Here is a 17,000-nt window from a genome sequence, read left to right on the forward strand (position 1 = left end):
AACTGCACAGGGGGCGCATCGTACGCAATAACGCTTTGAGCCAAAAACCCGAGGTCAGACCTCGATCGTACGCGGCTTGAACGACGGGCGATTCGCCTCGTACGCCACGATTGATGACTCCTCCCGAAGGGTGAGGCTGATGTCGTCCAGCCCCTCCAGCAGACGCCAACGGGCGTTCTCGTCCAGCTCGAAGTCCGCGCTGATGCCCTCCGCCCGGACCTGCCGGTCCACGAGGTCGACGGTCACCTCGGCGGCCGGGTCGGCCTCCACCAGCTTCTGCAGCCGGTCCACCGTCTCCTGCGGCAGGACGACCGTCAGCAGGCCGTTCTTGAGGGAGTTGCCGCGGAAGATGTCCGCGAACCGCGAGGAGATGACGGCCTTGAAGCCGTAGTTCTGCAGCGCCCAGACGGCGTGCTCACGCGAGGAACCGGTGCCGAAGTCGGGGCCGGCGACCAGCACCGTGGCGCCTTTGTACTGCGGCTTGTTGAGGACGAACTCGGGGTCCTTGCGCCAGGCCTCGAACAGCCCGTCCTCGAAGCCGTCGCGGGTGACCTTCTTCAGCCAGTGGGCCGGGATGATCTGGTCGGTGTCGACGTTGCTGCGGCGCAGCGGGACGGCCCGGCCGGTGTGGGTGGTGAAAGCTTCCATGGTTCAGACTCCCGCGGGCGTGGCGACGTCGGACAGGTCGGCCGGTGAGGCCAGATGGCCGAGAACCGCCGTTGCGGCGGCCACCTGCGGCGAGACCAGGTGCGTACGACCGCCCTTGCCCTGGCGGCCCTCGAAGTTGCGGTTGGAGGTGGACGCCGAGCGCTCACCGGGCGCCAGCTGGTCGGGGTTCATGCCCAGGCACATCGAGCAGCCCGCGTGCCGCCATTCGGCGCCGGCCGCGGTGAAGACCTTGTCCAGCCCCTCGGCGACCGCCTCCAGGGAGACCCGGACCGAGCCGGGAACGATCAGCATCCGTACGCCGTCGGCGACCTTGCGGCCCTCCAGGATCGACGCCGCGGAGCGCAGGTCCTCGATGCGGCCGTTGGTGCAGGAACCTACGAAGACGGTGTCCACGGTGATCTCGCGCAGCGGCTGACCCGCCGTCAACCCCATGTACTCCAGGGCCTTTTCGGCGGCCAGTCGCTCCGAGGCGTCCTCGTACGAAGCCGGGTCGGGGACGCGCGCCGAAAGCGGGGCGCCCTGGCCCGGGTTGGTGCCCCAGGTGACGAACGGCGCCAGCTCGGCGGCGTCGATGTGCACCTCGGCGTCGAAGACCGCGTCGTCGTCGGTGCGCAGCGTCTTCCAGTACTCGACCGCGGCGTCCCAGTCCGCGCCCTGGGGGGCGTGGTCGCGGCCCTGGAGGTAGTCGAAGGTGGTCCGGTCCGGGGCGATCATGCCGGCCCGGGCGCCCGCCTCGATCGACATGTTGCAGATGGTCATCCGGGCCTCCATCGAGAGCTTCTCGATGGCCGGGCCGCGGTATTCGATGACGTATCCCTGGCCGCCGCCGGTGCCGATCCGGGCGATGATCGCCAGGATCAGGTCCTTGGCGGTCACGCCCTCCGGCAGCTCGCCGTCGACGGTGATCGCCATCGTCTTGAACGGGGCCAGCGGCAGCGTCTGGGTGGCCAGCACGTGCTCGACCTGGCTGGTGCCGATACCGAACGCCAGCGCGCCGAAGGCGCCGTGGGTGGACGTGTGGCTGTCACCGCAGACCACGGTGGTACCCGGCTGGGTCAGTCCCAGCTGGGGGCCCACGACGTGGACGACACCCTGCTCGACGTCGCCGAGCGGGTGCAGCCGGACGCCGAACTCGGCGCAGTTCTTCCGCAGCGTCTCCAGCTGGGTGCGCGAGACCGGGTCGGCAATCGGCTTGTCGATGTCGAGGGTCGGGGTGTTGTGATCCTCGGTGGCGATGGTCAGGTCCGTCCGGCGCACCTGGCGGCCGGCCTTGCGGAGGCCGTCGAACGCCTGCGGGCTGGTGACCTCGTGCAGCAGGTGCAGATCAATGAAGAGGAGGTCGGGCTCGCCTTCCGCGCGCCGGACGACGTGGTCGTCCCAGACCTTCTCCGCGAGTGTCCGTCCCATCGCTTTCCCTCCGGCCGGCCGCTGTGCCGGCCTTGCTCGTCCATGCGCGATCGCCCGCAGAACTCCCCCTGCCGGGCCTTACGCCGGGCCCTGGTCGAGGGCCCACACCTACAGACTGACGACTTCCCTGGAAAATTGAACTTGCGTTTCACACTGTGAGACGTGAGTATCGTTGCATGGACAACTCTAGCGGCGTCGGCGTTCTCGACAAGGCAGCTCTGGTTTTGAGTGCCCTGGAGTCCGGTCCGGCCACCCTCGCCGGGCTGGTCGCGGCGACAGGGCTTGCACGACCCACGGCCCACCGGCTGGCCGTGGCACTGGAACACCACCGGATGGTGGCGAGGGACATGCAGGGCCGGTTCATCCTGGGCCCACGGCTCTCCGAGCTGGCCGCGGCGGCCGGCGAGGACCGCCTGCTGGCCACGGCCGGACCGGTACTGACCCACCTGCGCGATGTGACGGGCGAGAGCGCCCAGCTCTATCGCCGGCAGGGCGACATGCGGATCTGCGTGGCGGCGGCCGAGCGGCTGTCCGGACTGCGGGACACCGTCCCGGTCGGCTCCACGCTCCCGATGAAGGCCGGCTCGGCCGCGCAGATCCTGATGGCCTGGGAGGAGCCCGAGCGGCTGCACCGCGGCCTCCAGGGCGCCCGCTTCACGGCGACGGCCCTGTCGGGCGTACGGCGCCGCGGCTGGGCCCAGTCGATCGGCGAGCGGGAGCCCGGCGTGGCCTCGGTCTCCGCGCCCGTACGCGGCCCCTCGAACCGCGTGGTGGCCGCCGTCTCGGTCTCCGGACCGATCGAGCGGCTGACCCGCCACCCGGGCCGGATGCACGCCCAGGCGGTCATCGACGCGGCCGCCCGGCTCTCCGAGGGCCTGCGCCGCAACGGCTGAGCGACCCGGCCGGCCCCGGCCCGAACCACGCGGCCCGGCCCCGCTCCCGTACGGCGAGCTCCGTCCGGGACCGGGGCCGGGCGGCCGCGCCCCGGTTCAGGCCGCCAGCCGCTCGGCCGCCCGCTCCCCGCGGCGGGCGACCGGCACCACCCCGCGGGCCGCCCCCAGCCCGTAGGGCGGCATGTTCGCGTAGACGTTCTCGTACGAGCCCGCCGGGACGGCGTAGGTCTCGTGCCAGATGCCGACGCGCCCCCGCCCCGCCCGTGCCCGCCGGTTGAAGGCGGCCCAGGCCGGGCGGTGCGCACCGCCCTGGTCGCTCGCGTAGGCCAGCAGCTTCTCCTTCGACTCCCAGTACTGCAGGACCGCGACGTTCCGCAGTCCGGGCAGGAAGCGGTAGCCGAGCATGCCCCGCTCCGGGTCACGCGCCAGCTCCTTGAGCATGGGCGTCATCGCCCGGAGCACGGGCAGCCAACTGCGCACCGCCCGCCAGTCGTTGATCCGCACCCCGACGAGGAAGACCACCACCTCCCCGGTACCGTCCGCCGTCATCCGTCCCTGCACCGGCTTGCCGCTCATCACAGCCCCCTTGGTCACACCATGACGCTGGATAGCGTCGCTATCCATAATTGGATAGTGCCACTCCCCAAGAGGGAGTGCAAGTGGTAGGCGACCGGCGCAGCCCGGGAGCGCGGGAGCGCAGCGGGGTGGGCGCCGCGACGATGTCGAGACCGCAAGGCCTCAAGGCGTCCAACAGGCGCTTCGGAACGGGCCGTTGAGCCACCGGAACAGCGAGAAGGCCCCCCGCATGATGCGGAGGGCCTTCCCTCTTACGTACCCCCGACCGGATTCGAACCGGCGCTACCGCCTTGAGAGGGCGGCGTGCTAGGCCGCTACACAACGGGGGCAAGATTTCCTGCAGTTGAGCCTGTCACGAGGACACGCTGCGCTGGGCTACCAGGACTCGAACCTAGACTAAATGAACCAGAATCACTCGTGCTGCCAATTACACCATAGCCCATGGTGGTTTAGACCAGTACCCCCGACCGGATTCGAACCGGCGCTACCGCCTTGAGAGGGCGGCGTGCTAGGCCGCTACACAACGGGGGCCCTAGCGATCCCATCCGGCCGGAGCCGGATGCTGTCACCGCAATACCATCGGGAGCGACCCTGATGATCTACGGGATGGATCCGTACCCCCGACCGGATTCGAACCGGCGCTACTGCCTTGAGAGGGCAGCGTGCTAGGCCGCTACACAACGGGGGCTTTGCAGATGAGCTCTGCGAGCTGGCCTACCAGGACTCGAACCTAGACTAACTGAACCAGAATCAGTCGTGCTGCCAATTACACCATAGGCCATCAAAACGCAACCCCCTGCGGGGGTGGTATTTGACTTACGCTTCCCGGCCGGGCCTCTCGGCCCTCTCGGGCGGCGCAGGAAGAACATTACCTGATCGTGGACGGGGCTCCAAAACCGATAACTCCGTGCAGCAGCTCGGGCAGCTCCGCCAGGCTCGCGATCCGCCGCACCCCGGCCGGCAGCTCCCCGCCGGCGCCCGTGCGGTCCAGCCAGACGGCGCCCAGCCCGGCGTCCCGGGCGCCGAGCGCATCGATGTCGAGCCGGTCGCCGACGTAGACCACCTCTTCGGGCCCGAGGCCCAGCGCGGCACAGGCGCCGTGGAAGGCCTCCGCCGCGGGCTTGGCGTGCCCCAGCTCGTCCGCGCACAGCACCGCCTCGAAGTGGGTGCGGATGCCCAGCGTGGCCAGCTTGCGCTCCTGGTTGGCGACGGAGGAGTTCGACAGCACGGCCTGCCGCACCAGGGGCGCCAGCGCCGTCAGCGCGGGCTCGGAGTCCGGGAAGAGCGCCCAGGACGCCTCGTAGTGCGCGATGTACCGCGCGAACCAGGCGTCCGCCTCCTCGTCGCTCAGCGCCACGCCCAGGAACGTCCGGGCGCGCTCCCTGCGGTGGTCGAGGAATCCCAGCTCACCGGCGAGGAAGCGGGCGAACTCGGTCTCCATCGCCGCGCGCCAGCGCGTCAGCGCCGCCTCCTCCCCGCCGTAGGCGGCCAGCAGGCCTTCGGCGCGCAGGTGCCGCAGCGCACCGGCGCGGTCCGACCCGGTGTAGTCGAAGAGTGTGTCGTCGATGTCCCACAGGACGGCGCGGAGGGGCATGAGGGCAATCTAACGCTCCTGGGCGGTGCCGGGAGGAGATATGCCGAGGGCCCGGAAGCCGGTGCGGCTTCCGGGCCCTCGGGCGCCCGTCGTGGGTCAGCCGGCGAGCTTGGCCAGCGCGGCGTCGATGCGGGCGAGGGTGCGCTCCTTGCCGAGGACTTCGAGGGACTCGAAGAGCGGCAGGCCGACCGTGCGGCCGGTGACGGCCACCCGGACGGGGGCCTGGGCCTTGCCGAGCTTGAGGCCGTGCTCCTCGCCGGCGGCCAGGACGGCCTCCTTGAGGGGCTCGGGGCCGGCGTTCCAGTCGGCGGCGGCGAGCTTGGCCCGGGCGGTGGTGAGCAGGGCGACCGGGTCGCCCTTCATCGCCTTGGTCCAGGACGCCTCGTCCTCCACCGGCTCCTTGCGGAACAGGAAGTCGACGTTGGCGGTGATGTCGGACAGGACGGTGAGGCGGGTCTGGGCGTGCGGAGCGATCGCGCGCCAGGCGGCCTCGTCGAAGTCCGCCGGCTCCCAGTTGGCGAACGGGGCCGCCAGCCAGGGCTCGCACCGCTTGATGAAGTCCTCGACGTCCAGCTGCCGGATGTGGTCGGCGTTGATCGCCTCGGCCTTCTTCAGGTCGAAGCGGGCCGGGTTGGCGTTGACGTCCGCGATGTCGAACTTCTCGATCAGCTCGGGCACCGAGAAGATGTCCTGGTCGGCGGAGAACGACCAGCCGAGCAGCGCGAGGTAGTTGAGCAGGCCCTCGGGCAGGAAGCCGCGCTCGCGGTAGAGGTTGAGCGAGGCCTGCGGGTCGCGCTTGGAGAGCTTCTTGTTGCCCTCGCCCATGACGTACGGCAGGTGGCCGAACTCGGGGATCGACGAGGCGATGCCCAGCTCGATCAGCGCCTTGTACAGGGCGATCTGGCGGGGGGTGGAGGAGAGCAGGTCCTCGCCGCGCAGGACGTGGGTGATGCCCATCAGGGCGTCGTCGACCGGGTTGACGAGGGTGTAGAGCGGCGCGCCGTTGGCCCGGACGATGCCGTAGTCCGGGACGTTGTCCGGGGTGAAGGTCAGCTCGCCGCGGACCAGGTCGGTGAAGGTGATCGGCTCGTCGGGCATCCGGAAGCGGACGATCGAGCTGCGGCCCTCGGCCTCGTACGCGGCCTTCTGCTCGGCGGTCAGCTCGCGGCAGGTGCCGTCGTAACCGGAGGGCCGGCCGGCCTTGCGGGCGGCCTCGCGGCGCTCGTCGAGCTCCTCGGTGGTGCAGTAGCAGGGGTACGCGTGGCCGGCGGCGAGCAGCTTCTCGGCGATGTCCTTGTAGCGGTCCATCCGCTGGGACTGGCGGTACGGCGCGTGCGGGCCGCCGACCTCGGGGCCCTCGTCCCAGTCGAAGCCGAGCCAGTGGAAGGAGTCCAGCAGCTGGTTGTAGGACTCCTCGGAGTCGCGGGCCGCGTCGGTGTCCTCGATCCGGAAGACCAGGGTGCCCTTGTGGTGCCGCGCGTAGGCCCAGTTGAACAGGGCGGTGCGGATCAGGCCGACATGGGGGTTACCGGTCGGGGAGGGACAGAAACGGACGCGGACGGGGGTCGCGTTAGCCACGCTTGATCACCTTGTTGGTGAGAGTGCCGATGCCTTCGATGGTGACGGCGACCTCGTCGCCGACGTTGAGGGGGCCGACCCCGGCCGGGGTGCCCGTGAGGATGACGTCGCCGGGGAGCAGGGTCATGGCCTCGGTGATGTGCACGATCAGGTCCTCGATCGGGCGGATCATGTCGCTGGTGCGGCCGAGCTGGCGCTGTTCGCCGTTGACCGTGCACTGGATCGCGAGGCCCGCGGCGACGTCGGCGGGGGCCAGCCCGGTCTCGACCCAGGGGCCGAGCGGGCAGGAGCTGTCGAAGCCCTTGGCCCGGGCCCACTGCTTCTCGCGCTGCTGGACGTCGCGCGCGGTGACGTCGTTGGCGCAGGTGTAGCCGAGGATGACGTCCTTGGCGCGTTCGCGGGGCACCTCGCGGCACATCCGTCCGATGACGACGGCGAGCTCCGCCTCGTGGTGCACCTCCTGGGAGAAGGAGGGGTAGGCGATGGGGTCACCGGGGCCGATCACCGAGGTGGACGGCTTGAAGAAGGTGACCGGCACGTCCGGGACGGCGTTGCCCAGCTCGGCGGCGTGTTCGGCGTAGTTGCGGCCCACGCAGACGACCTTGTTGGGCAGGACGGGAGGCAGCAGCCGGACCTTGTCGAGGGGAACCTTCTGGCCCGAGCGCTCGAATTCCGCGAAGGGATGACCCTTGATGACGTCGAGTTCGTCGCCTTCGAGGACGCCGAAGCCGACGTTGCCGTCGATGGAGAATCTGGCGATGCGCACGGGTGCCGCTGCCCCTCAGTGATCATTGACCGGAGTTGACACTCCAGGCTATCGCCCCTTTTTGGGCGCGCGCTCACCTATGGGCGCCGAGGCGGTCCGCGGCCGCTGCCCCTTGGCCGCGTGGTTACGCGGTGACGGCCTGCTCGGGGGCGTCCATCAGGACGGTGCGCCGGGGGTTGGCGGTCTGTGTGGGGAGATCGACGGTGTGCTCCGGAGCCTCGGGGAGGGTGGTGCCGAGCTCGTCGGCGTCCTTGAGGTGGGCCAGGGTGGTGCGCCGCGGGTTGGCTATGTTGCGGAACATCATCGTCGTCTTCACTTCGGTATGCCTCGTGTGGTCGAAAGCTGGTGATCGGCCGGTGGAAAAGCCGTTGCGGAAACCTGTCTTGTCGGTTCCGGCAACTGTGTAAAGCGTCAGGCTATGCGCGCTATTCCCTCCGAAGCGCTGGGGAACTCAACGATCTTCCTGTGAGTTTGCTCACGAGCCGTGCGACAAAAGCCGCATTTCCCATGATCAACATCCCTGGGCGAATCGGACAATGACGGATTGAAGCGCACGTTCCGCTCCCGATCACCGCACCTGGGACAGCCGGCAGAGGCGTGCGACTCGCGGGCAAACGTCCGATATCTCCAGCGGCTTCTTCTACAACTCGTGACGTGGTCCGTACATTGCGTCATCCACGTCACAGCCACCCGCTCCGCTCTTGTTGGAGATCCGGCACTGTGCTGGAATTCCACGGACCGCCGCACGTTTCAGCCGGCGCGCAGGGCGCAAGGTGGCGCCGCGCGGTGGTGCCGCTCTCTCGGCCAGAGGGGGCAGCCCGCCGGTCATTTCACGACCGCCCATGGGGGATTCACGGTCCCCTATACGACTCGACACCGTCCCGCCGAGGTGGGACGCCTGGTCCAGAGGTTGCGACGCTAGTGCAGGGACGTTTCAAGAGGGATGGCAGCGCTGCGGCGGAACCGGAGCTGCGCGGCGGAACCGACCGCGCCTCCTCGCCCCAGCGCGACCGCAACAACCCGGCGGGCGGCCTGACGCCGTCCGACCGCGGCGGCCAGGCGCCGGGCGGTGACGCCACGGACACCGGTGCGCCCAAGGCCGCGACCGGCCCCGGTTCGCGAATAGCGCTGCGCAACTGGCGCATCAGCACCCGACTGGTCTCTCTGCTCGCGCTGCCCGTGGTCGCCGCCACCACGCTCGGCGGCATGCGCATCGCCACGCAGCTGGAGAACATCGACCAGCTCGACAAGATGCAGATGCTCACCGAGATGACCCGGCAGGCGACCGAGCTCGCCGACGCGCTGCAGGTCGAGCGGGACAAGTCGGCCGGTCCGCTGGCCGGCAGCGGCAACGCCAAGGACGACGCGAACGTCGTCGCCCCCCGTGAGGCGACCGACCGCGCCAAGCTGTCCTTCAACCAGGCCACCGGCGACATCCAGGGCCAGGACGCCACGATGGCCGGCGTCCGGGCGACCATCCTGGAGATCGGCCGCCAGCTCAACACCCTCAACGAGATCCGCGCCAACGCCTACAAGGACGACGGCAACACCGCGCGGACCGTCACCAGCTACAACCAGCTGATCAACTCGCTGCTGTCGCTCTCCCAGGACATGGCGCAGGCGACCAGCAACCCGGACATGATCCGCAGTACCCGTGCGCTGGCGGCGTTCTCGTCGGCCAAGGAGTACGCGTCGATCCAGCGAGCCCTGATCAGTGCCGGTCTCGCCCACAAGGGCGGCCCGGAGCTGTCCGCCAACGACCGCCAGGCCGGTCACAACGCCGAGATCAGCGAGAAGGCCGCCCGGGACCGGTTCTCGCAGATCTACGCCAACAACGCCGGCGCGCTCACCCGCGGCCTGGACGGCAACAACGACGAGATCAAGGCGGCGTCCGCCTTCTCGCACCGCGCCTTCGCCAGCGCCTCCGGCATCCGCAGCCAGGACTACCGCTACCTCGACTGGTACGACTCCGACACCGTCAAGATCGACGAGATGTCGCGGATCGAGACCACGCTGCTGTCGGAGATGGAGCAGAAGTCCCGCGAGGCCCGCGACGAGGCCACGCAGGACGCCCTCATCAACGGTGCGCTGATCCTGCTCGTCCTCGGCGTCTCGCTGGTCGGCGCGTTCGTCGTGGCCCGCTCCATGGTCCGCTCGCTGCGCCGGCTGCAGGACACCGCGCAGAAGGTCGCCCAGGACCGGCTGCCCGAGCTGGTCAAGCAGCTGTCCGAGTCCGACCCGCAGGACGTGGACACCTCCGTCGAGTCGGTCGGTGTGCACAGCCGGGACGAGATCGGCCGGGTGGCCGCGGCCTTCGACGACGTGCACCGCGAGGCGGTCCGCCTCGCCTCCGAGCAGGCGCTGCTGCGGGGCAACGTCAACGCGATGTTCACCAACCTCTCGCGCCGCTCCCAGGGTCTGATCCAGCGTCAGCTCTCGTTGATCTCCGAACTGGAGTCCCGCGAGGCCGACCCGGACCAGCTCTCCTCGCTCTTCAAGCTCGACCACCTCGCGACCCGTATGCGCCGTAACGGCGAGAACCTCCTCGTCCTCGCGGGCGAGGAGCCGGGCCGCCGGTGGACCCGCCCGGTGCCGCTGGTCGACGTGCTCCGTGCCGCCGCCTCCGAGGTGGAGCAGTACGAGCGCATCGAGCTCAACGCCGTCCCGCAGACCGAGGTCGCCGGCCGGGTCGTCAACGACCTCGTGCACCTGCTCGCCGAGCTGCTGGAGAACGCCACCTCGTTCTCCTCCCCGCAGACCAAGGTCAAGGTCACCGGCCACGCGCTGCCCGACGGCCGGGTCCTGGTCGAGATCCACGACACCGGTATCGGCCTGTCCCCCGAGGACCTCTCGGCGATCAACGAGCGGCTGGCCAGCCCGCCGACCGTGGACGTCTCGGTCTCCCGCCGGATGGGTCTGTTCGTGGTCGGCCGGCTGTCCCTGCGGCACGGCATCCGCATCCAGCTCCGGCCGTCCGACTCCGGCGGCACCACCGCACTGGTCATGCTGCCGGTCGACGTCGCCCAGGGCGGCAAGAAGCCGGCACCCAGCACCGCCAAGAGCCCGTCCGGCGAGGTCGGCGGTGCGCCGTCCAGCCGGCTCGCCGGGCTCCAGCCGCGCGGCCAGGTCGGTTCCGGCCCGGGTGCCGGCGGCCGTCCCGCGCTGCCCGGCCGCGGCGGTCCCGGTGGCGGACCGAACGCCTTCGGCGCCCCGTCCGGGCGTCCCGCGCCCGCCGGCGCCGCACCCGGTGCCCCGGCCGCGGGCGGCGACGCCCGTCCGCCCGCCGCACGCTCCGGCGGTGCGCGCCCCGCGCTGCCCACCCGCGGTGCGGACAACGGCCCCGCCGCGACCGTCGCCCCGCCCACCGGCGCGCCCCGCCGCGAGGAGCGCGCGGAGCTGCCGGCCCGCGGTCCGGCGGCCGAACTGCCGGGCGGTACGCCGGCCGGCGGCGGCCGCGGTGGCCAGGACGCCTTCGGCGGTCAGCAGCAGCCGGGCGGTACGAGCTGGGGTGCCCGCCGCGAGCGCGGCGACGACGACTGGCCGCTGACGCCCCGCGAGGCGCAGGACCGGCCGCGCGGCCACGAGGAGCCGGAGACCACCGGCAGCTTCGAGCGGCCCGCACCGGCCGGCGGCCCCGGTGACACCGCCGCGTTCGCCCGTCCCGACTTCAACGCCCCGCCGCCCGCGGCGAAGGCCCCGGAGCGCGAGCCGGACCGGTACGACACGGGCCAGTACCCGACGGACCGTTACGACACCGGCGAGTACCCCGCGGACCGTTACGACACCGGCGAGTACCCGGCGGACCGCTTCCCGCAGCCCGCCGCCGAGGCCGACCCGTACGAGACCGGGCAGCTCGACACCCGTCAGCTGCAGCAGCCGGACGCGGACCGGGCCGGTTACGCCGACGACCCGCAGAGCACCGGCCAGTTCCCGATGGCCGGGCGGCAGGACGGCCGCGCGCCCGAGCCGGACGTGCTCGGCGCCGCCGACGCCGGTCCCGGTGACGGCCGCACGCCGATCTTCGACACGATCGAGTCCAACTGGTTCAGCCACCCGGCGGCAGCCGCTGCCGGTGTGCCGCCGCAGGGCACCGAGGAGCCGGAGGCGCCGCGACTGCCGCGCCGCGGATCCGCGGCGGCCCCGGGTGCGCCCGCCGAGCCGCAGGGCAACGGCGCACGCAACCCGGAGCGGGCCGACGCCACGGCGCAGTGGCGCAGTTCGCCGAACGACGAGACCTGGCGGCAGGCGGAGCAGATCCGTCAGCCGGCCTCGGGCGGTATCACCACCTCCGGGCTGCCGCGCCGGGTCCCGCGCGCCAACCTCGTCGCGGGCACCGCCCAACAGCAGCAGCCCGCCCAGAGCGGTCCGCAGGTCTCCCGCGCGCCGGGCGATGTGCGCGGCCGGCTGACCAATCTCCGTCGCGGTATCCAGCAGGGCCGGCAGGCCGGGACGTCGTCCACCGGCAACCACGGCATTGTCGATCCCACACACCAGCAGGAGCGTTAGTTGAGTCCGATGAGCCAGGCGGCGCAGAATCTGAACTGGTTGATCACCAACTTCGTGGACAACACCCCCGGGGTGTCCCACACGGTGGTGGTCTCCGCGGACGGACTGCTCCTCGCGATGTCCGAGGGCTTCCCCCGTGACCGCGCCGACCAGTTGGCGGCGGTGGCCTCCGGGCTGACCTCGCTGACCTCCGGCGCGTCCCGCATCTTCGAGGGCGGGAGCGTCAACCAGACCGTGGTGGAGATGGAGCGTGGCTTCCTCTTCATCATGTCCGTCTCCGACGGATCGTCGCTGGCCGTGCTCGCGCACCCCGAGTGCGACATCGGCCTGGTCGGCTACGAGATGGCCCTGCTGGTCGACCGCGCGGGCACGGTGCTGACGCCCGACCTGCGCGCCGAACTCCAGGGCAGTCTGCTGAACTGACGGCGTCCGCAGCGCCGCCCCGTCCAGCACCACACCAACCATTCGTGCCGCACCCCCCACCGGCCCAACCCGACGACAGCGCGCGCTGTCCCGTCCGGAGGACCCCATGACCCCGCCACCTGCCTCGCCCGGCCCGTACGGCGCCTACAGCCAAGCGCCGTACGGGAGCGAAGGTGACCAGCCGCTGGTGCGCCCGTACGCCATGACCGGAGGCCGGACCCGGCCGCGCTACCAGCTCGCCATCGAGGCGCTGGTCAGCACGACCGCCGACCCCGCGCAGCTGCCCGGGCTGCTGCCCGAGCACCAGCGGATCTGCCACCTGTGCCGTGAGGTGAAGTCGGTCGCCGAGGTCTCCGCGCTGCTGCACATCCCGCTGGGCGTGGCGCGGATCCTCGTCGCGGACCTGGCAGAGGCCGGGATGGTGGCGATCCACCAGCCCGGTGGCAGCGGCGAGGCCGGCGGTACGCCGGACGTGACCTTGCTGGAGAGGGTGCTCAGTGGACTTCGCAAGCTCTGACGGCGGCTTCGCCGCGAGCCCGGCCCGCGCCACCACGTCCGCGAAGATCGTGGTGGCGGGCGGCTTCGGCGTGGGCAAGACCACGTTCGTCGGCGCGGTCTCGGAGATCAACCCGCTGCGCACGGAGGCCGTGATGACCTCCGCGTCGGCGGGGATCGACGACCTCAGCCACGTGCAGGACAAGACCACGACGACCGTGGCGATGGACTTCGGCCGCATCACGCTGGACCAGGACCTGATCCTGTACCTCTTCGGTACGCCGGGCCAGGACCGCTTCTGGTTCATGTGGGACGACCTGGTCCGCGGTGCCATCGGCGCGGTCGTGCTGGTGGACACCCGCCGCCTGGCCGACTGCTTCCCGGCCGTCGACTACTTCGAGAACAGCGGCCTGCCGTTCGTCGTCGCCCTCAACGGCTTCGAGGGACATCAGCCCTACACGCCCGACGAGGTGCGTGAGGCGCTGCAGATCGGTCCCAACACCCCGATCATCACGACCGACGCCCGGCACCGCAGCGAGGCCAAGAGCGCGCTCATCACGCTCGTCGAGCACGCGCTGATGGCCCGCCTCCAGTAGGAACCGGCCGGCGCTCCGGTTCGTCATCTGTAGTGGGCGAACCGGCAGTTGATTCTCATGGGGGGCGCCGCCCTGCCCAGGGCTGCGCCCCACCATCCGCGAAGGGATCTGTGTCCTTCGACACGCCCACAAATTCGCTTCATAACGTTTCGACAGTGAATCCCCGAGGTTTCGACACCGCACGCGCATGCCCGGCTTCGCTGCGCTCACGGATCGCCTGTCTTTTGCTGCACCTCGCCCTTAACGCCCCTTTTATCTGAGGGCCTTCCGGGCCTGCTCCGGCTTTGCTCAGTGTTTGGAACGCACCGCCCTGACGTGCTGAAATTCGCTGAACTCCGGAGTAGGAACGCCCAGAAGAAACGGCACAGCAGGTAGTGCCGGCCGCCGAGAGGTTGTTGGTCGAGTGAGGCGAAGCACGTCGAGCCCCGAGCCGCAGGAACCGCGGCGGGGCAACTTCACCCCGCCACCGAGAGGTGGCGTACCGGCTTCCGACGCGCCCGAGGACACGGTCGCGAAGCCTCCGGTCACCGGTAGCAAGTACTCCCCGCGCAACTGGCGGGTGGCCACCCGGCTGAACGCGATCCTGCTGATCCCCGTGCTGCTCGCCCTGGTCCTGGGCGGCCTGCGGGTGAACACCTCGTTCGCCACCTGGCAGGAGGCGCAGGACGCGGAGAACACCGCGAAGCTCGTGCGTGCCGCGCTGTCCTACAGCACCGCCCTGATCGACGAGCGGGACCGCACCGCGGCGCCGCTGTTGGAGGGCAAGAAGAACGACCCGGTCGTCCAGGAGGCCCGGGACGCCACCGACTCCGCCGCGGACGCGTTCCACAAGGCCGCCAAGGCCATGCCGGACAAGCCGGGCCTGAAGCGCCGGCTCGCCTCGTTCGAGAAGGTCGAGCCCAAGCTCCAGCAGCTGCGCCAGGCCGCGTACACCTCGAAGCTGCACGGTGTGCAGACCGAGGAGGGCTACGTCGAGGTCCAGCACCCGCTGATGGAGTTCGCCAACGAGCTCGGCCTGGGCACCGGCAACATCACCTCGTACGGCCGCACCGTCTACGCCGTGGCGCTGGCCAAGGCGGCCGAGTCGCTGGAGCGCTCGATCGGCACCCATCTGCTGGTCGACCCGGCGACGCCGCAGGGCGGCAAGGAGCACAAGCTCCAGCTGACCGCCTTCGCGTCGTACCGCTACCTGGAGGGCATCGCCATCGGCGAGTACACCTCCGGCGGCACCCCGGAGGACGTCGAGCGGCTGCAGAAGGACGCCGCCGCGCTGAAGCAGGCCGCGCAGCAGAAGATCGCACAGGCAAAGGAGCAGGCGCAGGCCGCGAACCGGCCGTTCCGCACCCCGCCGTCGATCGACCAGATGTCCACCTTGATCGGGACCGGCGCGGCGCCGGAGACGCTGAGCCTGAAGGGCATCACCTCCGACAGCTACTTCGCGGCCGCAACCGGCAAGTTCAACATGTACCGGTCCATCGAGAAGGACCTGGCCGACAAGGCCGTGAACGAGGCCGCGCAGATCTCCGCGGACGCCAAGCAGTCCACCTTCGTCGACTCCGCGATCGTGCTCGCCGCGCTGATCATCGCGTTCGTCGTGGCCGGTCTGATGGCCCGCCGGATGAGCCGCAACATGCGCCAGCTGCGCAACGCCGCCTTCGGTGTCGCCGAGCAGCGGCTGCCGATGCTGGTCGACCAGCTCTCCCGGACCGCCCCGGGCCGGGTCGACACCCGCGTCACCCCGATCCCGATCGCCACCACCGACGAGATCGGCGAGGTCGCCCGCGCCTTCGACCAGGTGCACCGCGAGGCCGTCCGGCTGGCCGCCGAGCAGGCGCTGCTGCGGGGCAACGTCAACGCGATCTTCACCAACCTCTCCAGCCGCAACCAGGGCCTGATCGAGCGTCAGCTGGAGCTGATCACCGACCTGGAGAACAACGAGGCGGACCCGGACCAGCTGGAGAGCCTCTTCCGGCTCGACCACCTCGCGACCCGTATGCGCCGCAACGGCGAGAACCTCCTCATCCTCGCCGGCGAGGAGCCGGGCCGCCGCTGGAACCAGCCGGTGCCGCTGGTCGACGTCCTGCGGGCGGCGATCAGTGAGGTCGAGTCGTACGAGCGAATAGACCTCACCGGCGTGCCGGAGAGCGAGATCCACGGCACCGCCGTGACCGACCTCGTGCACCTGCTCTCCGAGCTGCTGGAGAACGCCACCACCTTCTCCTCGCCGCAGACCAAGGTGCGGGTGACCGCGACCCGGCTGCCCGACGGCCGGGTGATGATCGAGATCCACGACAAGGGCATCGGGCTGACCCCCGAGGACTTCGCGGACATCAACCACAAGCTGGCGAACCCGCCGAGCGTGGACGCCGCGATCTCCCAGCGCATGGGCCTGTTCGTGGTCGGCCGGCTGGCCGACCGGCACGGGATCCGGGTGCAGCTGCGCCCCTCCGGCGAGCAGGCGGGCACCACGTCCCTGGTCATGCTGCCCGAGGCGATCACCCACGGTGGTGGCGGCGACGAGCAGTTCGAGGACGACTTCACGGTCTCCCGGATCGTCCCCGAGCACCAGCAGGCGGCCTACGAGGGCCACCAGCGCACCGCCGCCGAGCTCGGCTTCGACGACAGCCGCTACGCCCGCACGGACGCCGCGGACCTGGACATGGTCGGCCGCTCGCTGATGCGCGAGGAGCGCCGGGCGGCGCTGGAGGCGCAGGCCACTGGTGGCGAGCGCCCGGCCGAGGGGCCGGAGGCCGGCAATCCGCTCTTCCGCGACCCGGCGACGTCCGCCACCGGCTACCAGGGCCACCCCGCCCCGGGCTATCCGGAAGCTGATCAACCGCTCTACGACGACCGGTCGCACGGCAGCCAGGCGTTCGGTGATCCGGGCTTCCCGGAGACCACCGGCCAGCAGCCATACGTCTCGCACGAACCGGTACAGCCGGACGAATGGTCCGAACGCCACGCATTCGAGGGCTACTTCGGGACCGAAGCGGAATCTGACCGGAATACAACTGCCGCTCCCGCTGACGCGCCCGAGCGCGTACCATTCGAGCGTCCGGGCCCCACACCGAGCGACTCGCACTCGCTGACGGACGCCGGCCTTCCGCGCCGCGGAGGCCGCGACCAGCAGGCACAGCAGGTTCAGCAGCCGCGGAGCGCGCCGGAGACCGGCCAGGACGGCTCCGACTGGCGCAGCTCGAACGACGAGCGCTGGGAGCGGGCGGAGCGGCTGCGCGAGCCGAAGGCGGGCGGAGTCACAGCCTCCGGTCTTCCCCGTCGGGTGCCCAAGGCCAACCTGGTCGAGGGTTCCGCGGAGCAGACCCCGCAGGGCGGCCCCCAGGTCTCCCGCGCCCCGGAGGACGTCCGCGGCAGGTTGAGCAACCTGCGCCGCGGAGTCCAGCAGGGACGCAGTGTCGGCACGGACCCCTCCGGGGTCCCCCAGAATGACCAACAGGGCTTCGGCCCCGGCAGCACCTACGATCAGGAGCGTTAGTGTG

13 protein-coding genes and 5 tRNA genes are annotated in these 17,000 nt (G+C 70.8%); 6 read left to right on the forward strand and 12 right to left on the reverse strand.

Translation table 11 applies throughout. The features are described from left to right. Window positions 1-54: 54 nt before the first annotated feature. A complete protein-coding gene (gene leuD / locus V2J85_RS18615; RefSeq protein ID WP_261955481.1) occupies window positions 55-648 on the reverse strand; it encodes a 3-isopropylmalate dehydratase small subunit in 594 nt (197 codons plus the stop codon). Window positions 649-651: 3 nt separating this feature from the next. Then, window positions 652-2,076 carry a 3-isopropylmalate dehydratase large subunit gene (gene leuC / locus V2J85_RS18620; protein ID WP_261955482.1) on the reverse strand — a complete coding sequence of 475 codons (1,425 nt, stop codon included), beginning with the start codon at window positions 2,074-2,076 and terminating at the stop codon, window positions 652-654. A gap of 176 nt (window positions 2,077-2,252) precedes the next feature. On the opposite strand from leuC, the gene ndgR reads away from it, so the two are divergent. Beyond that, window positions 2,253-2,969: an IclR family transcriptional regulator NdgR gene (gene ndgR / locus V2J85_RS18625; protein WP_030414225.1), complete on the forward strand. Its 717-nt coding sequence runs from the start codon at window positions 2,253-2,255 to the stop codon at window positions 2,967-2,969. Window positions 2,970-3,065: 96 nt separating this feature from the next. Here the strand turns inward: ndgR and V2J85_RS18630 are convergent, their stop codons facing one another. From V2J85_RS18630 to V2J85_RS18675, 10 genes are all read right to left on the reverse strand, one after another. Then, complete coding sequence (locus V2J85_RS18630; RefSeq protein WP_261957415.1) at window positions 3,066-3,545, reverse strand: DUF4188 domain-containing protein; 480 nt, start codon at window positions 3,543-3,545, stop codon at window positions 3,066-3,068. Window positions 3,546-3,801: 256 nt separating this feature from the next. Next, window positions 3,802-3,874: transfer RNA gene (locus V2J85_RS18635), tRNA-Glu, on the reverse strand. 41 nt (window positions 3,875-3,915) lie between these two features. Continuing rightward, window positions 3,916-3,987 (reverse strand) — tRNA-Gln (locus tag V2J85_RS18640). A 16-nt stretch (window positions 3,988-4,003) separates the two neighbouring features. Further along, window positions 4,004-4,076: transfer RNA gene (locus V2J85_RS18645), tRNA-Glu, on the reverse strand. A gap of 84 nt (window positions 4,077-4,160) precedes the next feature. Beyond that, window positions 4,161-4,233 (reverse strand) — tRNA-Glu (locus V2J85_RS18650). Window positions 4,234-4,254: 21 nt separating this feature from the next. Continuing rightward, window positions 4,255-4,326 (reverse strand) — tRNA-Gln (locus V2J85_RS18655). An 87-nt stretch (window positions 4,327-4,413) separates the two neighbouring features. Then, window positions 4,414-5,139, reverse strand: a complete 726-nt coding sequence (locus V2J85_RS18660; protein ID WP_261955483.1) for an HAD family hydrolase — start codon at window positions 5,137-5,139, stop codon at window positions 4,414-4,416. 96 nt (window positions 5,140-5,235) lie between these two features. After that, on the reverse strand, window positions 5,236-6,717 hold the full coding sequence (gltX, locus tag V2J85_RS18665) for a glutamate--tRNA ligase (protein ID WP_330822246.1): 1,482 nt from the start codon (window positions 6,715-6,717) through the stop codon (window positions 5,236-5,238). Next, a complete protein-coding gene (locus V2J85_RS18670; protein ID WP_330822247.1) occupies window positions 6,710-7,483 on the reverse strand; it encodes a fumarylacetoacetate hydrolase family protein in 774 nt (257 codons plus the stop codon). The genes gltX and V2J85_RS18670 overlap by 8 nt, the downstream gene beginning before the upstream one ends. Before the next feature lie 124 nt (window positions 7,484-7,607). Beyond that, on the reverse strand, window positions 7,608-7,799 hold the full coding sequence (locus tag V2J85_RS18675; protein ID WP_261955486.1) for a hypothetical protein: 192 nt from the start codon (window positions 7,797-7,799) through the stop codon (window positions 7,608-7,610). A 605-nt stretch (window positions 7,800-8,404) separates the two neighbouring features. Here V2J85_RS18675 and V2J85_RS18680 point away from each other — a divergent pair. The 5 genes from V2J85_RS18680 to V2J85_RS18700 all read left to right on the forward strand — a co-directional run bounded on the left by V2J85_RS18680 (window position 8,405) and on the right by V2J85_RS18700 (window position 16,996). Beyond that, window positions 8,405-11,989 carry a sensor histidine kinase gene (locus V2J85_RS18680; RefSeq protein WP_330822248.1) on the forward strand — a complete coding sequence of 1,195 codons (3,585 nt, stop codon included), beginning with the start codon at window positions 8,405-8,407 and terminating at the stop codon, window positions 11,987-11,989. A 9-nt stretch (window positions 11,990-11,998) separates the two neighbouring features. Further along, window positions 11,999-12,412, forward strand: coding sequence for a roadblock/LC7 domain-containing protein (locus V2J85_RS18685; protein ID WP_018087204.1), 414 nt, complete (start codon window positions 11,999-12,001; stop codon window positions 12,410-12,412). A 106-nt stretch (window positions 12,413-12,518) separates the two neighbouring features. After that, complete coding sequence (locus V2J85_RS18690; protein WP_261955488.1) at window positions 12,519-12,929, forward strand: DUF742 domain-containing protein; 411 nt, start codon at window positions 12,519-12,521, stop codon at window positions 12,927-12,929. Beyond that, window positions 12,910-13,503, forward strand: coding sequence for a GTP-binding protein (locus tag V2J85_RS18695; protein ID WP_261955489.1), 594 nt, complete (start codon window positions 12,910-12,912; stop codon window positions 13,501-13,503). The genes V2J85_RS18690 and V2J85_RS18695 overlap by 20 nt, the downstream gene beginning before the upstream one ends. Before the next feature lie 403 nt (window positions 13,504-13,906). Further along, a complete protein-coding gene (locus V2J85_RS18700) occupies window positions 13,907-16,996 on the forward strand; it encodes a sensor histidine kinase (RefSeq protein ID WP_261955490.1) in 3,090 nt (1,029 codons plus the stop codon). Window positions 16,997-17,000: the final 4 nt, after the last annotated feature.

The organism is Streptomyces bugieae, from assembly GCF_036352915.1.
Taxonomy (GTDB): domain Bacteria; phylum Actinomycetota; class Actinomycetes; order Streptomycetales; family Streptomycetaceae; genus Streptomyces; species Streptomyces endophytica.